General features: G+C 74.2%; 14 protein-coding genes. 2 read left to right on the top strand and 12 right to left on the bottom strand.

What is annotated here, in order from left to right:
• Positions 1-76 precede the first annotated feature (76 nt).
• Complete coding sequence (locus ABD234_RS00070) at positions 77-685, top strand: DUF3000 domain-containing protein (RefSeq protein WP_344353238.1); 609 nt, start codon at positions 77-79, stop codon at positions 683-685.
• Complete coding sequence (locus tag ABD234_RS00065; RefSeq protein WP_344353236.1) at positions 682-1,899, top strand: ribonuclease D; 1,218 nt, start codon at positions 682-684, stop codon at positions 1,897-1,899. Before ABD234_RS00070 ends, ABD234_RS00065 begins: the two co-directional genes overlap by 4 nt.
• Positions 1,900-1,959: 60 nt before the next feature.
• On the opposite strand, the gene ABD234_RS00060 is transcribed toward ABD234_RS00065, so the two are convergent.
• The 12 genes from ABD234_RS00060 to ABD234_RS00005 all read right to left on the bottom strand — a co-directional run bounded on the left by ABD234_RS00060 (position 1,960) and on the right by ABD234_RS00005 (position 17,443).
• Positions 1,960-2,556, bottom strand: a complete 597-nt coding sequence (locus ABD234_RS00060) for an NUDIX domain-containing protein (RefSeq protein WP_344353234.1) — start codon at positions 2,554-2,556, stop codon at positions 1,960-1,962.
• A gap of 4 nt (positions 2,557-2,560) precedes the next feature.
• On the bottom strand, positions 2,561-4,327 hold the full coding sequence (gene pyrG, locus ABD234_RS00055; RefSeq protein WP_051486467.1) for a CTP synthase: 1,767 nt from the start codon (positions 4,325-4,327) through the stop codon (positions 2,561-2,563).
• A 115-nt stretch (positions 4,328-4,442) separates the two neighbouring features.
• On the bottom strand, positions 4,443-5,678 hold the full coding sequence (locus ABD234_RS00050; RefSeq protein ID WP_051486441.1) for a glycosyltransferase: 1,236 nt from the start codon (positions 5,676-5,678) through the stop codon (positions 4,443-4,445).
• Positions 5,675-7,417, bottom strand: coding sequence for a murein biosynthesis integral membrane protein MurJ (gene murJ / locus ABD234_RS00045; RefSeq protein WP_084148202.1), 1,743 nt, complete (start codon positions 7,415-7,417; stop codon positions 5,675-5,677). The genes ABD234_RS00050 and murJ overlap by 4 nt, the downstream gene beginning before the upstream one ends.
• Positions 7,414-8,247 (bottom strand): hypothetical protein, encoded by an 834-nt coding sequence (locus tag ABD234_RS00040; protein WP_038370391.1) that lies wholly within the window; start codon positions 8,245-8,247, stop codon positions 7,414-7,416. The genes murJ and ABD234_RS00040 overlap by 4 nt, the downstream gene beginning before the upstream one ends.
• Complete coding sequence (locus ABD234_RS00035; protein ID WP_038370393.1) at positions 8,244-9,260, bottom strand: copper transporter; 1,017 nt, start codon at positions 9,258-9,260, stop codon at positions 8,244-8,246. The genes ABD234_RS00040 and ABD234_RS00035 overlap by 4 nt, the downstream gene beginning before the upstream one ends.
• Positions 9,261-9,272: 12 nt before the next feature.
• Positions 9,273-10,457 carry a putative cytokinetic ring protein SteA gene (steA, locus tag ABD234_RS00030; protein ID WP_038370395.1) on the bottom strand — a complete coding sequence of 395 codons (1,185 nt, stop codon included), beginning with the start codon at positions 10,455-10,457 and terminating at the stop codon, positions 9,273-9,275.
• Positions 10,454-12,175 carry a DNA repair protein RecN gene (gene recN / locus ABD234_RS00025; protein ID WP_038370396.1) on the bottom strand — a complete coding sequence of 574 codons (1,722 nt, stop codon included), beginning with the start codon at positions 12,173-12,175 and terminating at the stop codon, positions 10,454-10,456. Before recN ends, steA begins: the two co-directional genes overlap by 4 nt.
• A 9-nt stretch (positions 12,176-12,184) precedes the next feature.
• Complete coding sequence (locus ABD234_RS00020; protein WP_038370397.1) at positions 12,185-13,129, bottom strand: NAD kinase; 945 nt, start codon at positions 13,127-13,129, stop codon at positions 12,185-12,187.
• The gene (locus ABD234_RS00015) at positions 13,126-13,971 is read right to left on the bottom strand and encodes a TlyA family RNA methyltransferase (RefSeq protein ID WP_051486442.1); all 846 of its coding nucleotides are present in this window, start codon (positions 13,969-13,971) and stop codon (positions 13,126-13,128) included. Before ABD234_RS00015 ends, ABD234_RS00020 begins: the two co-directional genes overlap by 4 nt.
• On the bottom strand, positions 13,968-15,008 hold the full coding sequence (locus ABD234_RS00010; protein ID WP_051486443.1) for an HAD-IIA family hydrolase: 1,041 nt from the start codon (positions 15,006-15,008) through the stop codon (positions 13,968-13,970). The genes ABD234_RS00015 and ABD234_RS00010 overlap by 4 nt, the downstream gene beginning before the upstream one ends.
• Positions 15,005-17,443, bottom strand: coding sequence for a hypothetical protein (locus ABD234_RS00005; RefSeq protein ID WP_344353221.1), 2,439 nt, complete (start codon positions 17,441-17,443; stop codon positions 15,005-15,007). The genes ABD234_RS00010 and ABD234_RS00005 overlap by 4 nt, the downstream gene beginning before the upstream one ends.
• Between the last annotated feature and the right edge of the window lie 1,072 nt (positions 17,444-18,515).

Raw genomic sequence — 18,515 nt, 5'->3', positions numbered from 1 at the left:
AGGGTGACGCAGGGCTCGCCCCCGCCGCACGGCGCGCCTGCCCCGCACCGCCCGTCCGTGCCGATAGCCTCGCCGCGTGTCCGTGCACCGTTTCCGCAGCAGCGATGAGTCCTTCCGCGCCTCGATCGCGGCCATGCAGGATGCGCGGCTGCGGCCCGAGCTGCAGTGGGAGGAGATCCCCGCCCCCTCCCGGATGGCGCCGCACGCCTGGGCCGCCACCGGCGAGATCGTCCTGCACGACGAGGAGCTCGCCGCCGGCCGCATCGTCGTCCTGCACGACCCCGCCGGCCAGGAGAGCTGGAAGGGCACCTATCGCATGGTGGTGCTCGTCCAGGCGCAGCTCGAGCCCGAGTTCGCCGTCGAGTCCATGCTCGGGGACGTCGCCTGGAGCTGGGTGACCGAGTCGCTCGAGCTGCACGATGCCGGGGCGCTCGAGCTGGGCTGCACCGCCACCCGTGTGGTCTCCCAGTCCTACGGGGCCCTGGCCGAGCGTCCCTCGACCGTCGACGTCGAGATGCGGGTGTCGTGGACCCCCTCCGGGGAGGACCTGGGCCCGCACTTCGCCGCCTGGGCCGCGATGCTGGCCGCCGCCGGAGGCCTCCCGCCGGCACCGCCCGAGGTCGCCGCCCTGCGCACCTCTCACCGTGCCACCGCGCCGCGGCAGGATGGAGCAGACCGACCGTGACCGTCCCCGACAGCGCCGAGGACAGCGCGCCCCGCCGGCTGAGCGAGCCCCGTGACGGCCTGCCCGCCGTGATCGACCGCATCCAGCCCCTGCTGGAGTGGTGCGAGGCGGCTGCGGCCGCTCCCGAGGAGCCCGTGGCCGTGGACGTCGAGCGCGCCTCGAGCTACCGCTACAGCGCCCGGGCCTACCTGATCCAGCTGCGCACCCGCGCCGCCGGCACCGCGCTCATCGACCCCCTCCCCTTCACCGTGCCGGACACCCTGCGCCGCACCCTCCAGGGCCGGCAGTGGGTGCTGCATGCGGCCACCCAGGATCTGCCGAGCCTGGCCGAGCTGGACCTGCACCCGGACGAGCTGTTCGACACCGAGCTGGCGGCCCGTCTGCTGGGCATGGAGCGCGTGAGCCTCGGCGCGGTCGTCGAGGACACCCAGCAGCTGGTCCTGGCCAAGGAGCATTCCGCGGCGGACTGGTCCAAGCGGCCCCTGCCGGAGAGCTGGCTGACCTACGCGGCCCTGGACGTCGAGGTGCTCGTCGAGGTCCGCGACGTGCTCGCGGCACGTCTGGAGGAGCAGGGCAAGAGCCGCTGGGCCCGCGAGGAGTTCGAGCATCTGCGCACCCGCCCCGTCCCGGAGCGGCCCGCCGAGCCCTGGCGGTCGGTGCGCGGCATCGGCGCGCTGCGCAGCCCCAAGCAGATGGCCGCGGCCCGCGCCATGTGGGAGCGTCGCGACGAGATCGCGCGCCATGAGGACCTCTCGCCCCATCTGATCATCAAGGACCGGTCGATCGTGGCCGCGGCCAAGGCCGCGACGCTGGGCAAGGCGGCCTTCGACGCCGCCCTGCCGCCGCAGCTGCGGCGCAAGGACACCTGGTGGAAGGCGGCGCGCTCGGGGCTGGACCTGCCCGCGGGCCATCTGCCCCGGCGTGCGCAGGCCGTCTATCCGCCCCCGCACAAGCTGTGGCCCAAGAAGCACCCCGAGGTCTGGGAGCGCTACCTCCCCCTGCGGGAGGCGGTCGGCGAGCTCGCCGACGAGCTCCATCTGCCCACGGAGAACCTGATCACCCCGTCCCTGCTGCGGCAATGGGTGTGGGAGCACGCCCATGCCGAGGACGAGGACGCGGTGCGCGATCAGCTGCGGGCGCTCGGCGCCCGCCCCTGGCAGGCCGAGCTCGTCGCCCCGGTCCTGGTGCGCACCCCGCTCATCGCGGAGGACTGAGCACCGCGGCCGTCGGCGACCCCGTCGCGGCGCCGCGCGGGCCCGCAGAGGGCTCGAGGGTCAGGCGCGGCGGGCTCGGGCGGCGAGGATCGCGGCGACGGCGGTGGCGTTGGTGATGCGCCCGGACAGGGCGGCGGTGGCCGCCTCGGCCAGCGGGACCCTCCGCAGGAGGATGCCCGCCTCCTCGTCGGTGCGCTCGTAGTCGTCCTCGGCCTGGGCGTGCAGCCCGGTGGCGAGGAAGACCTCGATGGTCTCGTCGCTGCAGCCCGGGCTGGGGCGCAGCGTCACCAGCGGCTCGTACGCGGAGGCGGCATGGCCGGTCTCCTCGGCGAGCTCGCGGGCGGCCGCGGCGACGGGGTCCTCGCCGGCCACGTCCAGCAGCCCGGCGGGGATCTCCCACAGCTCCGCCCCCGCGGGATGGCGGTACTGGCGGATCATGAGCACGTTCTCGTCCTCGTCCAGGGCGAGCACGGCGACCGCGCCGGAGTGGCGCAGGTACTCGCGGGTGAAGCGCACCTGGGCGGTGAAGTCGACGTCCTCGCGGACCACGTCGAAGATGGCCCCCTCGAAGACGGTGGTGCTCCGGGCGACGGGGCGTCGGCCCGGCGCGTCCTGCAGCGGGGCCGCGGGCTGCGCCGGTGCCGATGCCTCCGTCATGGGGTCAGTCCTCCTCGACCGGATCGGCGGTGGCGGCGACCTGCGCCGGCTCCGAGCCGTCGGAGGCCGGCAGCGCGGCGCCGTGCACCTCGAGGAGCCGGGTGGACTTCTGCAGCTCGATCGCCGCGCCGATCAGACCGGCGAACAGCGGGTGCGAGCGCGTGGGCCGGGACTTGAGCTCCGGGTGCGCCTGGGTGCCGATGTAGTACGGGTGCACGTCCACCGGCAGCTCGACGAACTCGACGAGGCTGCGGTCGGCGGAGACGCCGGAGATGACCAGGCCGGCCTTCTCGAGCTGGGGACGGTGGGCGTTGCTGACCTCGTAGCGGTGGCGGTGCCGCTCGGCGACGAGGGTGCTGCCGTAGATGCTGGCGGCGAGGCTGCCCTCGGTGAGCTGGTGGTCGTAGGAGCCCAGGCGCATGGTCCCGCCCATGTCCCCGGAGCCGGCGACGATGCTCTCCTGCTCGGCCATGGTCGCGATGACGGGGTGGGTGGTGGCGGCGTCGAACTCGGTGGAGTTCGCGTCGTCCCAGCCGAGCACCGAGCGGGCGTACTCGATGACCATCGTCTGCATGCCCAGGCAGATCCCGAGGCTGGGGATGCCCTTCTCGCGGGTGTAACGCAGGGCGCCGATCTTCCCGTCCAGGCCGCGGACGCCGAAGCCGCCGGGCACGACGATCGCGTCGACGTCCTTGAGGGCGGCATGGGCGCCCTCCGGGGTCGCGCACTCGTCCGAGGGAATCCAGCGGATGTTCACCCGGGTCGAGTGGTGGAAGCCGCCGGCGCGCAGGGCCTCGGTGACCGAGAGGTAGGCGTCGGGCAGGTCGATGTACTTGCCGACCAGGCCGACGGTGACCTCGTACTCGGGCTGGTGCACGCGCTGCAGGAGCGAGTCCCACAGGCTCCAGTCGACGTCGTGGCTGAGCAGGTCGAGGCGGCGGATCGCGTAGGCGTCCAGCCCCTCGTCGTGCAGCACGTGGGGGATGTCGTAGATCGACGGGGCGTCGGGGCAGACGACGACGGCGTCGAGGTCGACGTCGCACATGGAGGAGATCTTCGACTTCACCGAGGCGGGCAGCTCGCGGTCGGCGCGCAGCACGATGGCATCGGGCTGGATGCCGATGTTGCGCAGGGCGGCCACGGAGTGCTGGGTCGGCTTGGTCTTGAGCTCCTTGGAGGGGCCGATGAACGGCACCAGGGAGACGTGGATGAAGAAGACGTTGTCGCGGCCGACGTCCTGGCGCACCTGGCGGGCGGCCTCGAGGAAGGGCTGGGACTCGATGTCGCCGACGGTCCCGCCGATCTCGGTGATGATCACGTCGACGTCGTCGCCGGCCTGGGAGCGCATGCGCTCCTTGATCTCCCCGGTGATGTGCGGGATGACCTGGACGGTGTCGCCGAGGTACTCGCCGCGGCGCTCCTTGGCGATGACGTTGGAGTACACCTGGCCGGTGGTGACGTTCGCGTCGGCGCTGAGGTTCTCGTCCAGGAAGCGCTCGTAGTGGCCGATGTCGAGGTCGGTCTCCGCGCCGTCCTCGGTCACGAACACCTCGCCGTGCTGGAACGGGTTCATCGTGCCGGGGTCGACGTTGAGGTAGGGGTCGAGCTTCTGCATCGTCACCCGCAGGCCCCGGCTGCGCAGCAGCATGCCCAGCGAGGAGGCGGTCAGCCCCTTGCCCAGGCTCGAGACGACACCGCCGGTGACGAAGATGTGCTTGGTGGTTCCGGTGTTGCGGAACGGCTTGGCGCCAGTGCTCTGGGACGCAGCGATTCGCTGCGGAGCTCGGCCGGTTCGGGGGGTCTGCGCGTCGGTGTCTGCCACGGATTGTCAACCTACCATCGGGCTCGGGGCTGCGGCCAGGACACGCCGCCGACGGCGGGCCGCATCACGGTGCGTCATCTCTCATCGGGGTCCCGGCGGCCCGCGGCGGGGTGCCCGCGGCCGGGCCGAGGCCGAGGACCTCGAGCAGCTGGGCGGACATCTCCGCCGCTCCGGGCAGCTCCCGGGCCCGCCGGGCCGAGGCCTGCGCGGCGCGCCGGCGCGCGGAGGGGTCGGCCATGGCGGCGATCGCGTCGGCGAGCGCCGCGGGGTCCTCGACGGGGACCAGTGCGGCGGCATCGCCCGTGACCAGCTCGGTGCCGCCCGCGCGGGTGGCCACGATCGCCCGGCCGGCCCGCAGCGCCTCCTGCAGGAAGACGGGCTGCCCCTCCCAGCGCGCCGCGGAGACGACCAGGTCGCAGGAGGCCAGCAGGGCGGGGACGTCCTCGCGCCGCCCCAGCAGCCGCACGGGCAGGCTCTCGGCCCGGATCCTCGCCTCCAGCGCCGACTGCTCGGGCCCGTCCCCGGCGATCCGCACCTGCACGTCGACCCGGCGGTCCACCAGCAGGCGCACGGCGTCCAGCAGCACGTCCAGGCCCTTCTGCGGGGCGAGGCGCGCGACCACGAGCACCTCGAGACCGGCCGGGCCGGATCGCGCGCTCGGCGCGGGCTGCGGGGCCGGGCCGGTCCCGCTCGGCGCGGGCTGCGGGGCCGGGTCGGTCCCGCGCCCCGCGGGGGCCTCCGGGGCGGGAGGCTCCGAGGCGGGGGGCTGCGAGGCGGAGGGCTCCGGGGCGGAGGGCTCCGGCGCGGGGACGATGGCGTGGAGGACCCGCGGCACGCCGTCCAGGCCCGTCGCGAGATCCGGGGAGACGGTCAGGACCGCATCGGCCCGTGCACGGATGATGCGCAGCAGCGCCGCGCCGATGATCCGCACGCCCGCGCCGCCGGCGATCCGGTTGTGGAGGGTGACCACGAGCAGCGGTCGGCGGCCCCGGGGTCCCCGGGCCAGGCCGGCCAGGGCCGCCGCACGCAGGCCGTGGGCGTGCACGGCGCCGATGCCGCTGCCGGGGCGGCGCAGGATCCGGCGCAGCGTCCGCACGGTGGCCAGGTCCTGCGGACCGGGGCGGGGAGCGATCCGGACCGGGGGGCGGGTGATCCGCACCCCGGCGGACTCCAGCAGCGCCTCCTCCTGGCGCACATGCGCCGCGAGGCCGCCGACGGCGGTCGGCTCCAGCAGCACGATGTGCCGGGGCCCGGAGGCGCCTCGCGGCGATCGGCCGGACCGGGGCGGGAGGGCGCTCATCCGCGCCTCCGCAGGCGGCGCAGGCGCGCCCTCGCCAGGCGCAGGCCGCGGCGGGCGGAAGCCGGGGAGGCGGCCGCGAGCACTCCCCCGGCGAGGGCGCCGGCGACGGCGCCGGCGAGGATGCCGATCAGCACCACCGTCAGCATCGACATGCCGGTGTGCAGCAGCAGGCTGCTCACGAAGTACCCGGGCACGGCCCCGCCCACGAGCGCCAGCGGGGCGAAGACGGTGACGCGGCGCAGCGCATGCTGGCGGCCGCTGGCCTCGATCAGCTCGCTGATGCGCGACATCCCCAGCAGACCGGCGCACAGCATGCCGATCGCGATCGCGATGCCGAAGCTCGTGGAGGCCTCGGCGGCGCGGCGGGTGGGCGAGGACAGGGTGAACAGCACGATCAGCGCGGCGGCGATGACCCAGCCGATCGACCCGACCATGAGCGCGTCCTTCGCCCGCACCGCGGCGGAGAGCACCCGGGTGCACTGCATCGTCACCGCATAGCCGCCCAGCCCGAGGCCGAGCGCGGCGACCGTGGCGCCGACGCCCTGGGCGTTGGCGCGGTCCAGCAGGCGGAAGAACTCCTCGATCGCCGGCGCGGCCGCCACCAGCACGGCGGCTCCGCCCGTGGCGACCCCCGCGACCAGGCGCACGGCGGAGGTCGCGGTCCGGGCGAAACCCCAGGTGTCCCCGGTCAGGCGCTGCTCGGACAGGTGGGGGAACGTCGAGGTCATCAGCGGCACGACGAGGACGGCGAAGGGCAGCATGAACACGGCGTAGGCGTACTGGAAGACCACCAGGGTCCCCGTGCCGCCGGCGCGCATGGCCAGCACCAGCACCAGGGCGAGGGCGAGCTGCTGGGCGCCGACGGCCCCGAGGCCGGAGCCGGCCAGCGCCAGGGCGGTGCGCCCGGTGCCGGAGGGCATCCGCAGGGTGGGGCGCAGGCGAAGCCCGGCGCGGTGCGCGACGATCACCACCGGCAGCGCCATGGCCAGCACGCCGGCCGTGGTCCCCCAGCCCAGCAGGAGCGTCCCTGCCGGACCGATGGTCGAGGCCGTCGCGACGCCCGGCACCACCAGGGCATACAGCCGGTAGGAGATCATCACGATCACGGAGGACAGCAGCGGCAGCAGGGCGGGCCAGAAGAAACGCCGGCGGGCCTGCAGGTAGGCGCCGAGGATGACCGCGACGGCGTACATCGGCAGCTGCACGGCGAAGATCCGCAGCAGATCGGCGCCGAGCACGATCATCGGCTCGGTGCCCTCTCCCCCGCTCAGCAGCAGCCGGGCGATCGACTCGGCGAGGACGATCAGCACCGCGACCAGCGGCAGCATGCCGAGGATCGTCCAGGTCATCAGGGCCGAGACGATGCGATCGGCGCGGTGCTCCCCCTCGGTGCGGTCCTGCCCGGCCAGGCGCCCCTCGGGCCCGGGGACCAGACCGGCCACCAGCGGCACCACGACGGCCGCCAGCGCGCCGCCCGCGACCACCTCGAACAGGACGTTGGGCAGCTGGTTGGCGCTGGCGTAGGCGGTGCCCACGTCCCCGGCGCCCACGCTCGCCCCGAACACGAGGTTGCGCAGGAACCCGGCGATCCGGGCGAGGACGGTGACCACGAGGATGATGCCGGCGCCCTTGAGGATCGTGCTGCGCAGCGTCGGCCCCCCGGCCGCGGGCGCGCCGCCGAGCCCCGCGCCGGCGGCGGCCGCGGGAGGGATCTCGGGACCGGGGGCCGAGGCGCTCATGCGCCGGCCCCCGGCTCCGGCGCGGCGCGGCGGCCGATCCGGTCCAGCGCATGCAGCGCCGGGGTCGCGTCGATGACCCGCGAGAAGCTGACCCGCTCGCTGGCGAGGGTGAGGCCGGCGACCGCCAGCAGCGCGGCCACCCGCGCCGGCGCGGGCAAGGTCCGCACGGCGGCGGCGCCGACGAGGGCGCCCAGGGCGTTGGCGCCCGCGTCCCCGAGCATGCCGTGCTCGCGCAGGTCGGCGGGCAGCGCGAGACCGCCGGCGAGGAGCGCCGTCCGGGCGAGGGCGCGGGGGCGCGCCGTCCCCTCCGCGGCGCCGTCGCCTCCCGCGGCGGGCGCAGGGCCCGGCGCGGCGCGCTCCCCGCGCACGGCGAGGACGGCCGCCAGCGGCAGCACGACCTTCAGCGCACGCCCCGGGCGCAGGTCCAGCAGGTTCACGAGGTTCGCGCCGCCCGCGACGAGGGCGCCGTCCACGAGGGTCATCGGCCCCGGCCGCCCGGCGGGGGCGACCCCGACCAGGGCGATGATCGGGATGCCCAGCACCTTCACCGCGCCGGTGGTCACCTCCCCCCGCGTCAGCGCCCGCAGGTGGCCGCGCAGCCCCTTGGCGGGCGCGGCCCCGTCGGCGCGGCGCCGATGCGGCTCGACGAGGTCGTCGACGAGGCCGAGCACGCCGATCCCCCCGACCATCCCCGCCTCCCGGGGGCGCCCGGCCAGGGCGAGCACCGCCGTGGTGCCGGCGACGACGGCCGCGCCCTCGGCGAGGCTCACGGTGCGCCCGGCGTAGTTGGTGCGGGCCAGCTCGCGGCGCACCCGCGCGCGCAGGCTCATCCTTCGCCCCCGTCCGACGCCGCCGGCTCCTCCTGGCCGATGATCGGCACGGAGGTGTCGACCTCGGGGATGCGGGCGTCGGCATCGGCCGCGGTCCCGTAGTCCCCCACGCCGCCGCGCAGGCGCTCGCCCAGCGCGAGCACGGTCAGGACGGGGCCGTCGCTCTGCTGGAGCCGGTCCGTGGTGGACAGCCCGCGGAAGCGGGCATCGGTGCGCACCGTCCCGAGGATGCCGTCGCCGCTGTTGTCCTGCGGGGTGACGGCGGAGACGACGGCCGGGGTGCCGGTGTCGACCAGGCCGAGCATGAAGGAGGTCTGCACGCCCAGCAGGGCCTGGGCCCGCTCCCCGGCGGCCGAGGCGGACTCGGTGGGCACGACCATCTCCGCGGGATCCGCGCCGAGGTAGGCGACCGCGTCGACGGGCACCAGGTCCCCGTCCACGGTGACGGCCTGGCGGTCGACGAGGACCTGCCAGGCCTGCGCGCGCACCTCCTCGTCCGGTCCGTCCCCCGGGGACAGCAGCCGGGCCAGGGTGCCGGTGAGCGCGGTGACGTCGTCGTCGGCGTCGGCGGGCACCAGCTCCGGCGAGACGGCCCGGAGGTCGGCGAGGGTGTCGCGGCGCTGCGCGGAGGCGTCCGGGGCCCAGAGCATCGACTGCAGGGTGATGCGCGGGCCGACGGTCCCGCCGGCGGTGGCGATGTTCGCCTCGACCGCCTCGACCTCGGTGCGGGAGGAGTCGTGCTCGGTGACCAGGGCGATGGTGGTCCCCTCGAGGGTGCCCTCCAGCAGCTGCGGGGCGCTCGCCTCGACGTAGCCGGTGAGCTGGTCGCGGTCGGCGGTGAGCCCCTCGTTGGCCGCGCGCAGGTCGTCCTTCTCGGTGCGCAGCTGCTCGACCTGCTCGGCGAGCTGGTCGCCGAGGCTCTCGCGCAGGGGGCCGGCCCCCAGCACGATGCCGATCGCGAGCGCGATGAACACGGAGATCAGCGATACCAGGTGGTAGCGGAAGTCGATCACGGGCGGTGCCTCCTACGAGCTTCCGGTGCGCGGCGCGAACAGCGCCGTGAACCAGGACAGCATGTCATCCATGCGGGCGCCCAGCAGCTGGAACAGGGCCTGGCCTCCCGGGGTCGCCCAGAGCGCGGCGCCCAGCGCCAGCAGCCCTGCGACGGCCAGCAGGGCCAGCTGCTGGTTGGAGATCCGCTGGCGGTACAGCCGCGAGACCCCCTTGGCGTCCACGAGCTTCGATCCCACGCGCAGACGGGTCAGGAATGTGGACCCCATGCCGGCGCGCCCCTTGTCGAGGAACTCCTCGAGGGTGCCGTGGGTGCCGACGGCCACGATCACGCTGGCGCCCTTCTCGTCGGCCAGCAGCATGGCGATGTCCTCGCTCGTGCCGTAGGCCGGGAAGGGGACGGCCCGCCGGGCCAGGCCCAGCTCCTCCAGGCGGGCCATGCCGGGGGCGCGGCCGTCGCGATAGGCGTGCACGACCAGCTCGGCGCCGCTGCGCAGGGCCCGGTCCGAGACGGAGTCCATGTCGCCGATGATGATGTCGGGGCGCCAGCCGGCCTCGAGCACGGCGTCGGCGCCGCCGTCCACGCCGATGATCACGGGGCGGTTCTCGCGCAGGAAGGGCCGCAGCGTGAGCAGGTCCTCCTTGTAGTGGTAGCCGCGCACCACGATCAGGACGGGACGGCCGTCGACGTCGGTGCGGATGTCCGGGGCGCCCACGCCGTCGAGCAGGAGGTCCTTCTCCTTGAGCATGTACTCCATGGTGTTCTCGGCGAACAGCTCGAGCTGGCGCGAGAGCCCTTCGCGGGCGGCCTCCAGGTCCCGCTCGATGCTGGCGGCGTCCTGCGGCGTGCCGTGCAGGGCACGGTCGGGGCCCAGCTGCACGGTGCCGCCGTCGAGGGTGAGGCGATCCCCCTCGCGGACGGACGCGAACAGCTCCGGGCCCAGTCCGTCGATGAGGACGATCCCGGCCTCCACGAGGATCTGCGGGCCGGCGTTGGGGTAGCGGCCGGAGGTGGAGGCGGCGGCGTTCAGCACGGCCAGCGGGGACTTCTCCACGAGGGCCTCCGCGGCCACCCGGTCGATGTCCTCGTGGTCGATCACGGCGATGTCCCCGGGCGCGAGGCGGGCCGTCAGCTCCTTGGTGCGTCGTCCCAGCCGCGCGGGCCCGCTCAGCGCGAGGTCGTCATCGGACGCGCTCATGGGGCCTCCGCCGCGGGCGCCCCGGCGCCCTGGGACTGGGCCAGGAGCTCGGCGGCGTGCTCGCGGGCGGTGCGGGAGGCGTCGTCCCCGGCCAGCATCCGCGCCAGCTCCCGCACCCGGGCCTCATGGTCGAGGGACTCGACGGTGGAGCTGGTGCGGTCCCCCTCGGCCGTCTTCACGATGCGCAGGTGCGTGGTCGCGTGCGCCGCCACCTGCGGCAGGTGCGTGACGACGATGACCTGGGCGTGCTGCGCGAGCTGGGCGAGGCGCTGGCCGACCGCCAGGGCGGCCCGGCCGCCGATCCCGGCGTCGATCTCGTCGAAGACGAACACGGGCGCCCCGGACCGGTCCTCGCGCGAGGACGCCAGCGCGACCTCGAGGGCGAGCATCACCCGGGAGAGCTCTCCGCCGGAGGCGGAGGTGGCCACGGGCAGGTGCCGGGCCCCGGGGTGGGGCGAGATGAGGATGGCCACGGCGTCGCGCCCGTGCTCGCGCGGTGCGTGCTCGGTGACCTCGACGCGGATGGAGGCCTGGGGCATCTCCAGCTCGCGCAGCTCGGCCTCGACGGCGCGCGCGAGGTGCTCTGCGGCCGCGGTGCGGGCCGCGGTGAGGGCCGATGCGGCCTCGTCGAGCTGCGCGTCCAGGGCGGCGAGCTGCTCCTCGACGACGGCGTGCCGCTCCTGGGCCCCGTCGAAGCGGTCCAGGTCCGCGGCGGCGCCCTGGGAGATCTCGAGCAGCTCGGTCACGTCCTGCGCTCCCGGCAGGGCCGCGCCGGTGTCGCGCAGCAGCAGGGTGAGCTCGTGCAGGCGCTCGTTGGCGGCGTCCAGGCGCCCCGGGGAGGCCTCGACGTCCTCGGCGTAGCGCGAGAGCTCCGCGGCGATGTCGGAGACGTCCAGCCGCACCGCGTCGAGCCGCTCGGCGAGCGGGGCCAGGGCGCGGTCGGTGCGGGCGGCCGTGCCCACGGCGGTGGTGGCGAGATCCAGCAGGGAGGCCACGGAGGGGCCGTCGTCGCCGACCAGGGCCAGGGAGGACTGGACGGCGGCCTCGCGCAGCTCCACGGCGTGGCCCAGGCGCTCGAGCTCGGCGCGCAGGTCGTCGTCCTCGTGGGGCTGCGGGTCGACCTGCTCGATCTGCTCGAGGGCCTCGCGCAGCAGGTCGCCGCGCCGCGACCGCTCGGCCAGCAGCCCGGCCAGCTCGTCGCGCTCGGCGACGAGCGCACGGCGCTGCTCCCACAGCTCTCGGTGGCGCGCCAGCGGCTCGCCGATGCTGGCGATCGCGAAGGTGTCCAGGGCCTCGCGCTGCGGCTCCGGCCCGCGCAGGCGCTGCTGGTCCATCTGCCCGTGGACGGTCACGGCGGAGCCGACCAGCGTGGACAGGGTCCCGATCGGCACCGGCACCCCGCCGATGTGGGCCCGGGAGCGGCCGTCCTTGGTGACCCGTCGGGCGATGAGCACCTCGTCGTCCTCGATCTCGGCGCCGAGCTCGTCGATGCCCTCGATGAGCCGGGCATGGCCGGGCACGGCGATGACGCCGTCGACGCTGCTGGCGGTGCCGGCGCGGCCGCGGTCCAGCCGCTCGCCCAGCAGCATGGACAGTCCCGTCACGATCATGGTCTTGCCGGCGCCGGTCTCTCCGGTCAGGGCCGTGAAGCCGGGACCGAAGTCGAGCGTGGCGTCGTCGATCACGCCGATGTGGCGGATCCGCAGGGTGGACAGCATCGGCGCCCCCTAGACGGCGCGGCCGTCGCGCCCCCGCCAGCCGACGACGGGAAGCTGGAACTTCTCCACCAGCCGATCGGCGAACGGCGTGGGCGACAGCCGCACCAGGCGGACCGACTGCGGCGAGAGGCGCGCCTCCAGGCGCATGCCGGCCCGGAGGGTCTCCGTGCGCCGCCCGTCCAGGGTCAGGACGGCGTCGACGCTGTTGTCCAGCGCCATCTCGATCGCGGCCTCGCTGGAGCGGCCCAGCACGAGGGGGCGGGCGAACAGGGCGTGGGCGGCCAGGGGCACGACGAGGAAGGCGTCGACCTCCGGCCAGATGATCGGTCCCCCGGCGCTGAAGGCGTACGCGGTCGACCCCGTCGAGGTCGACAGCAGCAGTCCGTCGCAGCCGAAGGAGGAGACGGGGCGGCCGTCGATCTCGACGACCACGTAGATCATCTTCTGGCGGTCGCCCTTCTCCAGGGACGCCTCGTTCATCGCCCAGTGCGAGGCGACGGGGCGATCGTCCTCGTCCAGGACCGTGATGTCGAGGGTGGAGCGCTCCTCGATCTCGTAGTCGCGGTCCAGCAGACGGTCGATGGTGGTGGAGAGGTCCTCCACCTCGCTCTCGGCCAGGAATCCGACGTGCCCGAGGTTCACGCCGTGGACGGGGACGTCCTCGTCGCGGACGGCCTCCAGGGCCCGCAGGATGGTCCCGTCGCCGCCGAGGACGATGCACAGCTCGACGCCGAGGCTCGCATGGGCGACGTCGCGCACCTCGACGGCGTCGCTGTGGAGGATCTCGTCGAGGCCCGGGGGCATGTGGCCCTCCTCGTCCGCGCAGACCTCGTCGACCTGATCGTCGATCATCACGGCGCCGACGCCGCGCTCGGCCATGTGCCGCAGGACGGAGCGGAGCGCCTGGAGCGCGGAGGCGCGCCCTGCATGCGTGTACAGCAGGAACCGTCTCATCGGGTGCGTTCGCCTCCCTCGGGGGTCGTGCGCGGTGCGGAAGGGTGGCGCACCGCCTGGTCGATCATGTCATAGGCGGCAGGGGAAACCGGTGCCGCCACGGGGGCCGGACGCAGGTGGAGGAAGTACTCACGATTCCCGTCCTGACCGGGCAGCGCGCTCATGCCGGCCCCGCGCAGCTCCAGGCCCGTCTCGGCGGCGGCCTCCACCACGCCGCGCAGCGCGTCGACGCGGTGCTCCGCCGAGACCACCACGCCGCTGCGAGGCAGGCGGGCGCGGCCCACCTCGAACTGCGGCTTGACCATCACCAGCAGCTCGCCGTCGGCGGAGACCAGGCCGGCGAGATCCGCGATCACGGTGCGCAGGGAGATGAACGACAGGTCCGCCACCAGGAGGTCGACCGGTCCGTCGACGGCCTCGGGCCGCAGGCCGCGGATGCTGGTGCCGTCGCGGACGTCCACCCGGGCATCCTCCCGCAGGTGCGGGGCCAGCTGATCGTGGCCGATGTCCACCGCGATCACGCGGCGCGCTCCGCGCCGCAGCAGCACATCGGTGAACCCCCCGGTGGAGGCTCCCGCGTCCAGGCAGAGCCGCCCGGCGACCTGGACCCCGGCGCCGGCGAGGGCGCCGGCGAGCTTGTGGGCCGCGCGGGAGGCGTACTCGACCCCGTCGGGGACGTCGATGACCTCCACCAGCGCCCCCTCGGGCACCGGCAGGGACGGCTTGGTCGCCGCCCTCCCGTCGACCAGGGCCCGTCCCTCCTCGACGATCCGGCGCGCATGCGTGCGGGAGCGGGCATGGCCGTCCTCGTGGAGCGCCACGTCCAGACGGCGCGGGCTCACAGGGCGGCCGGCTCCGGATCCGGCGCGGGCAGCGCGTCCAGCTCGCGGCCTTCGGCGTCGCGCAGGCTCCCGGTGAAGCGGGCCTCGGGCCGATGATGCGCGACGAGCGCCAGGGCGCAGCGCAGGGTGCGGATGTCCTGCGCGGGGCCGCCGAGGCGGATGTCCCCGTCCTCCCAGGTAGCATGCACGGGCCCGCACTGCGCCCGCTCCCCCTCGAGGACCGCGCGCGGCGCGGGCCGCCCGAGGCTGGAGAGGTCCTGCTCGATCCAGGTGGGGCGGCGGATCGGGTCGGCGCGCAGGGCGTCCAGGGCCGAGTCGACACCGGTGAGGACCATCAGGGAGTCCATCCCGGCGCGGTTGCCGCCCTCGATGTCCGTGTCCAGGCGGTCGCCGACGGCGAGGGGACGGCGCGCACCGAGACGATCGGCGGCGCCGCGGAACATCCCCGGCTCCGGCTTGCCGGCGACCTGGGGCTCCCGCCCGGTGGCATGGCGCAGCGCCGCCACCAGGGAGCCGTTGCCCGGAGCGATGCCCTTCTCGGTGGGCAGGGTGGCGTCGGTGTTGGTGGCCATCCACAGGGCGCCGCGCCGCAGCGCGTATCCGCCCTCGGCCAGCCGCGCCCAGCCCAGGGAGGGATCCCAGCCCTGGATGACGGCGACGACGTCCTCGCGGTCCTCGACGACGGGCTCGAGGCCCACGCCCCGCACCTCCTCGGCCAGTCCCTCGGAGCCGACGACCAGCACCGTCGCGCCCGGCTCGAGCTGCTCGGCGAGCAGCCGTGCGGCGATCTGCGGGGAGGTGACGATCTCGTCCTCCGATGCCTCCACGCCCACGGTCCGCAGGTGGTCGACCACCTGGCGGGGAGTGCGGGAGGCATTGTTGGTCACGAAGGCGATGCCGGCGCCGGCGTCGCGCCCGGCGAGGATGCCCTCGGCCGCGTGCTCGATCGGGCGCGGGCCGTGCATCACGGTGCCGTCGAGGTCCAGCAGCAGAGCGTCGTACAGGTCCAGGTAGCAGGAATCGGGCCCAGCGGTCACGCGCGCGCCTCCTGGTCGGTCTCCTCCGGCACGTCGCGGTCCTCGGACGCCTCGCCGGCCTCCGCCTCCGCGTCCTCGAGCGTCTCCCTGGCCTCGGGCTCGGCCTGAGACGAGGGCATGGCCGGCTCGGCTGCGACCGAGTCCTCATCGGCCGCGACGTGCTCGGGATCCGTGTCGGCATCATCGACCGGGGCGTCCTCGGACGAGACCGCCTCGGACGCGAGGTGCTCGGGACGCGAGTCGGCTTCGTCGGCCTCGGCCGCGATGTCCTCCCCGTCGAGCTCGGCCTCGGGCTCGTTGTCGTCCTCGTCGCCCTCGACGACCTCAGCCTCGGTGTCGTCCTCGTCGTCTTCAACGACCTCAGCGACCTCAGTCTCGTCGTCGTCCTCGTCGCCCTCGACCTCGTCGTCCTCGGCATCCTCGTCGAATGCGTCGACGACGTGCATCTCCTCGGCGTCGTACCAGGTGGGGTTCGGCTCCTCGACCGGCGCCGGGCGGCCCAGACGCTCGGCAGCGTCGGTGATCCGCTCCGTGTCGGCGTCCGCGGCGAGCAGCAGCCACTTGCGGGCCTCCTCGGATCGACCCGCGCGCTCGAGCAGGTCCGCGTACGCGACCCAGAGGCGGACCTGCCAGCGTCCTTCGACCTTCTGGCGCAGGGCCGGGATCTCCAGGGAGGTCAGAGCGGTCTCGACGTCTCCGGTGTCCGCGTAGGCGCCGGCCACGACGATCATCAGCTCGATCGTCGACTCGAGACCCAGCTTCTCCGCCTCGGGGGACGCGGCGATGTCCAGAGCGCGCTCGGGACGGCCCACGCCGCGCTCCGCGTCGGCGAGCATGGGAAGGATGTCGGCTCGGCCGGTGATCCGCATCGCCGTGCGCAGCTCGCGCACGGCGGTGTGGTAGTCGCCGGTCTGATACGCGATCACGCCGTAGGTCTCGCGGACGATCCCGACACGGGCCCCGATGCTGACGGCGAACTTGGCATGCGCCGCGGCATCTGCGGGATCCTCCTCCACGCTGATGAGCGCAGCCACGAGATGGCGCGAGACGCGCTCAGCGGTGTCCTTGCTGAGGGCACGAAGCTCTTCGCGGTACGAGCCGTCCAGCTCGGCCCCGGTGATCCACTCGGGGATCTCCGGCTCGTTGCCGCGCTCGGCTCGCCGGTCCTGGCCCGGACGCGAGTCACGGTCCTCCCGCACACGGCGGCGGTCATCGTCCCGCCCCGAGAACGACCGGCCGGTGCGGTGGCGCGGGTCGTCCTGGTGACGCTCGGACGAGGGACGGCTCGCCGGCCACGTCCGGTCGCCGCCCCGGCGATCATCGCGACCGCGGTCGTCCCGGCTGCCGTAGCTGCGCCGGTCCCCGCCGCGATCATCTCGGTTGCCGAAGCTGCGCCGGTCCCCGCCGCGATCGTCCCGGTTGCCGAAGCTGCGCCGGTCCCCGCCGCGGTCGTCCCGGTTGCCGTAGCTGCGCCGGTCCCCGCCGCGGTCGTCCCGGTTGCCGAAGCTGCGCCGATCTCCGCCGCGGTCGTCCCGGTTGCCGTAGCCGCGCCGGTCCCCGCCGCGGTCGTCCCGGTTGCCGTAGCCGCGCCGATCCCCACCACGATCGTCCCGGCCGCCGAAGCTGCGCCGGTCCCCACCGCGATCATCTCGGCTCGCAGAGGGCCTGCGAGCGTCCTGTCCGTCGTTCCGAGGGCCGAAGGACCGACCCTGACTGCGATCGGCCTGTTCGCCGAAGTTCCGGCGGCCCTCCTGCGATGAACGGCGATCGGAGGAGAAACGGTCGTCCCTGCGGCGATCGTTGTCATAAGGACGTCGTTCACCGCGGGAACGATCGTCCCGGCGACCATCGCTCGAACGGTCCTGCCACGGACGATTGTTCTGGCCGCGATCCTCGCGGCGCTCGCGCGCGGCTCCGCCGCGGTCGTCGCGCGAAGGCCGTCCGCCCGCTGAGGGACGCTGATCCCCAGGACGATCATCACGGCGATCCCGCCATGGCCGGTCAGAGGTACGACGCTCATCCCCGGAGGGACGACGCTCGTCCCAAGACCGGCTGTCTCCGCGACCATTCTCGCGGCGGTCCTTCGAGGGGCGATCCCCCTGGCGGCCGTCAGCGCCGCGATGCTCAGCACCGCGCCGGCTCTGCCACGGGCGATCATCCCGGGAGCGCTCGTCACGCGGAGGACGTCGATCGTCGCCGCCGCGGTATCCCCCGCCGTCGCGACGCCCCGGCGACGCCTGTGCATCCCGCCCGTCGCGCCGCGAACTGCCGTAGTCCCTGCGCCCCGCCGACGGGCGAGCGCCCGAGTTGCCTCGAGCTCGGTCCCTGGACCCGTTCCGGTCAGACCCGGAGTCTTCCTTCGCCACGTGAGCCACCCTGTTCAGCTGTAGTCGTAGATCAAGATCCAAAATACGGGACGTCTTGATCGCCACCATGACATCGGTGTCGAACCGTGACAGCACTCACCGGTACCGGCCGAGGTCTCGATGTGCGGGTCACAGACACACACCGTAACGCCCAGCATCCCAGCTCACCGCCGGAAATCAGCAAGCGCTGTCCCGCATGCCATCGAGCCCCCACGGCCATGCGTTCACCGACGCCGACGCCAGCCCGGTTGCGCAGAAGCGGCCTCTGAGGGAGCTGGTATCGGACCCGCTGCACCGCTGTCCCCGCACAAGGCCCACGACCCGCACAGACGTCGGCGCGCAGCACGGGACAGTGCCCCACAAGGCCCTGATGAGCGCAGCGGGCCGGCACACGAACGATGGGAACATCCCGAAGCAGTCGCAGCAGGGGTCTGGATCCCCATCGCGCAGCGACGAGAACGGTCGCGACGCTGCGGGCGGATGATCCATTGCATGCCCTATGAGCGTGTCCAAAGGGCTGAAAGCGACCAGCCGGCGCCAGTCCCTGGACCGCACCGCACGAGGCGCCGAGCGACAGCTGGTCTGACGAGCGGCCCGTGGCGGCTCGTCTGTTGTCACGCAGCGGTGGGGCCGTTGCAGCGCTGCCTTGGCCCCAGGAGGCCCCATGACAGATTCGCCGGCCGATGATCGGCCGGCCCGCCCTGCAGCTCCGCACCCTCACACAGCGGGCACGTGGCGGAATTCGACTGCTGAGCCCCTGCTGAGCCGCCACGAACCACAGCGCGTCCCGCTCTCCATCGGGCGCACACGGCGCGAAACGGCTCCCTGCCGTAGCCGCTTCCCCACCTCGGAGTACCCGCGCGGACATGGGTCAACGCGATAGGCCGGCAGACGGCTACGGCTCCCACTCCCCGCACCAGGCGCCCTGGAACGCGAAAAGCCCCGCTGCACGACCGGCAGCAGGGCAAAAAACGAAACGGGACGGGGAATGACGAAGCGGGTGACACCCAGTCCTCGACCTGCGCGCCACCCATCGGGTAGCTGCGGCAGGGAGGACACCATGGTGTCACCCGCTCCGTACTAGAAGAATGTCCGGCGGCGTCCTACTCTCCCACACCCTCCCAAGTGCAGTACCATCGGC

This window comes from Brachybacterium phenoliresistens, assembly GCF_039530785.1.
Taxonomy (GTDB): domain Bacteria; phylum Actinomycetota; class Actinomycetes; order Actinomycetales; family Dermabacteraceae; genus Brachybacterium; species Brachybacterium phenoliresistens.
Note: the sequence above shows the minus strand (reverse complement) of the source record. Positions and strands in the feature narration are given on the sequence as shown.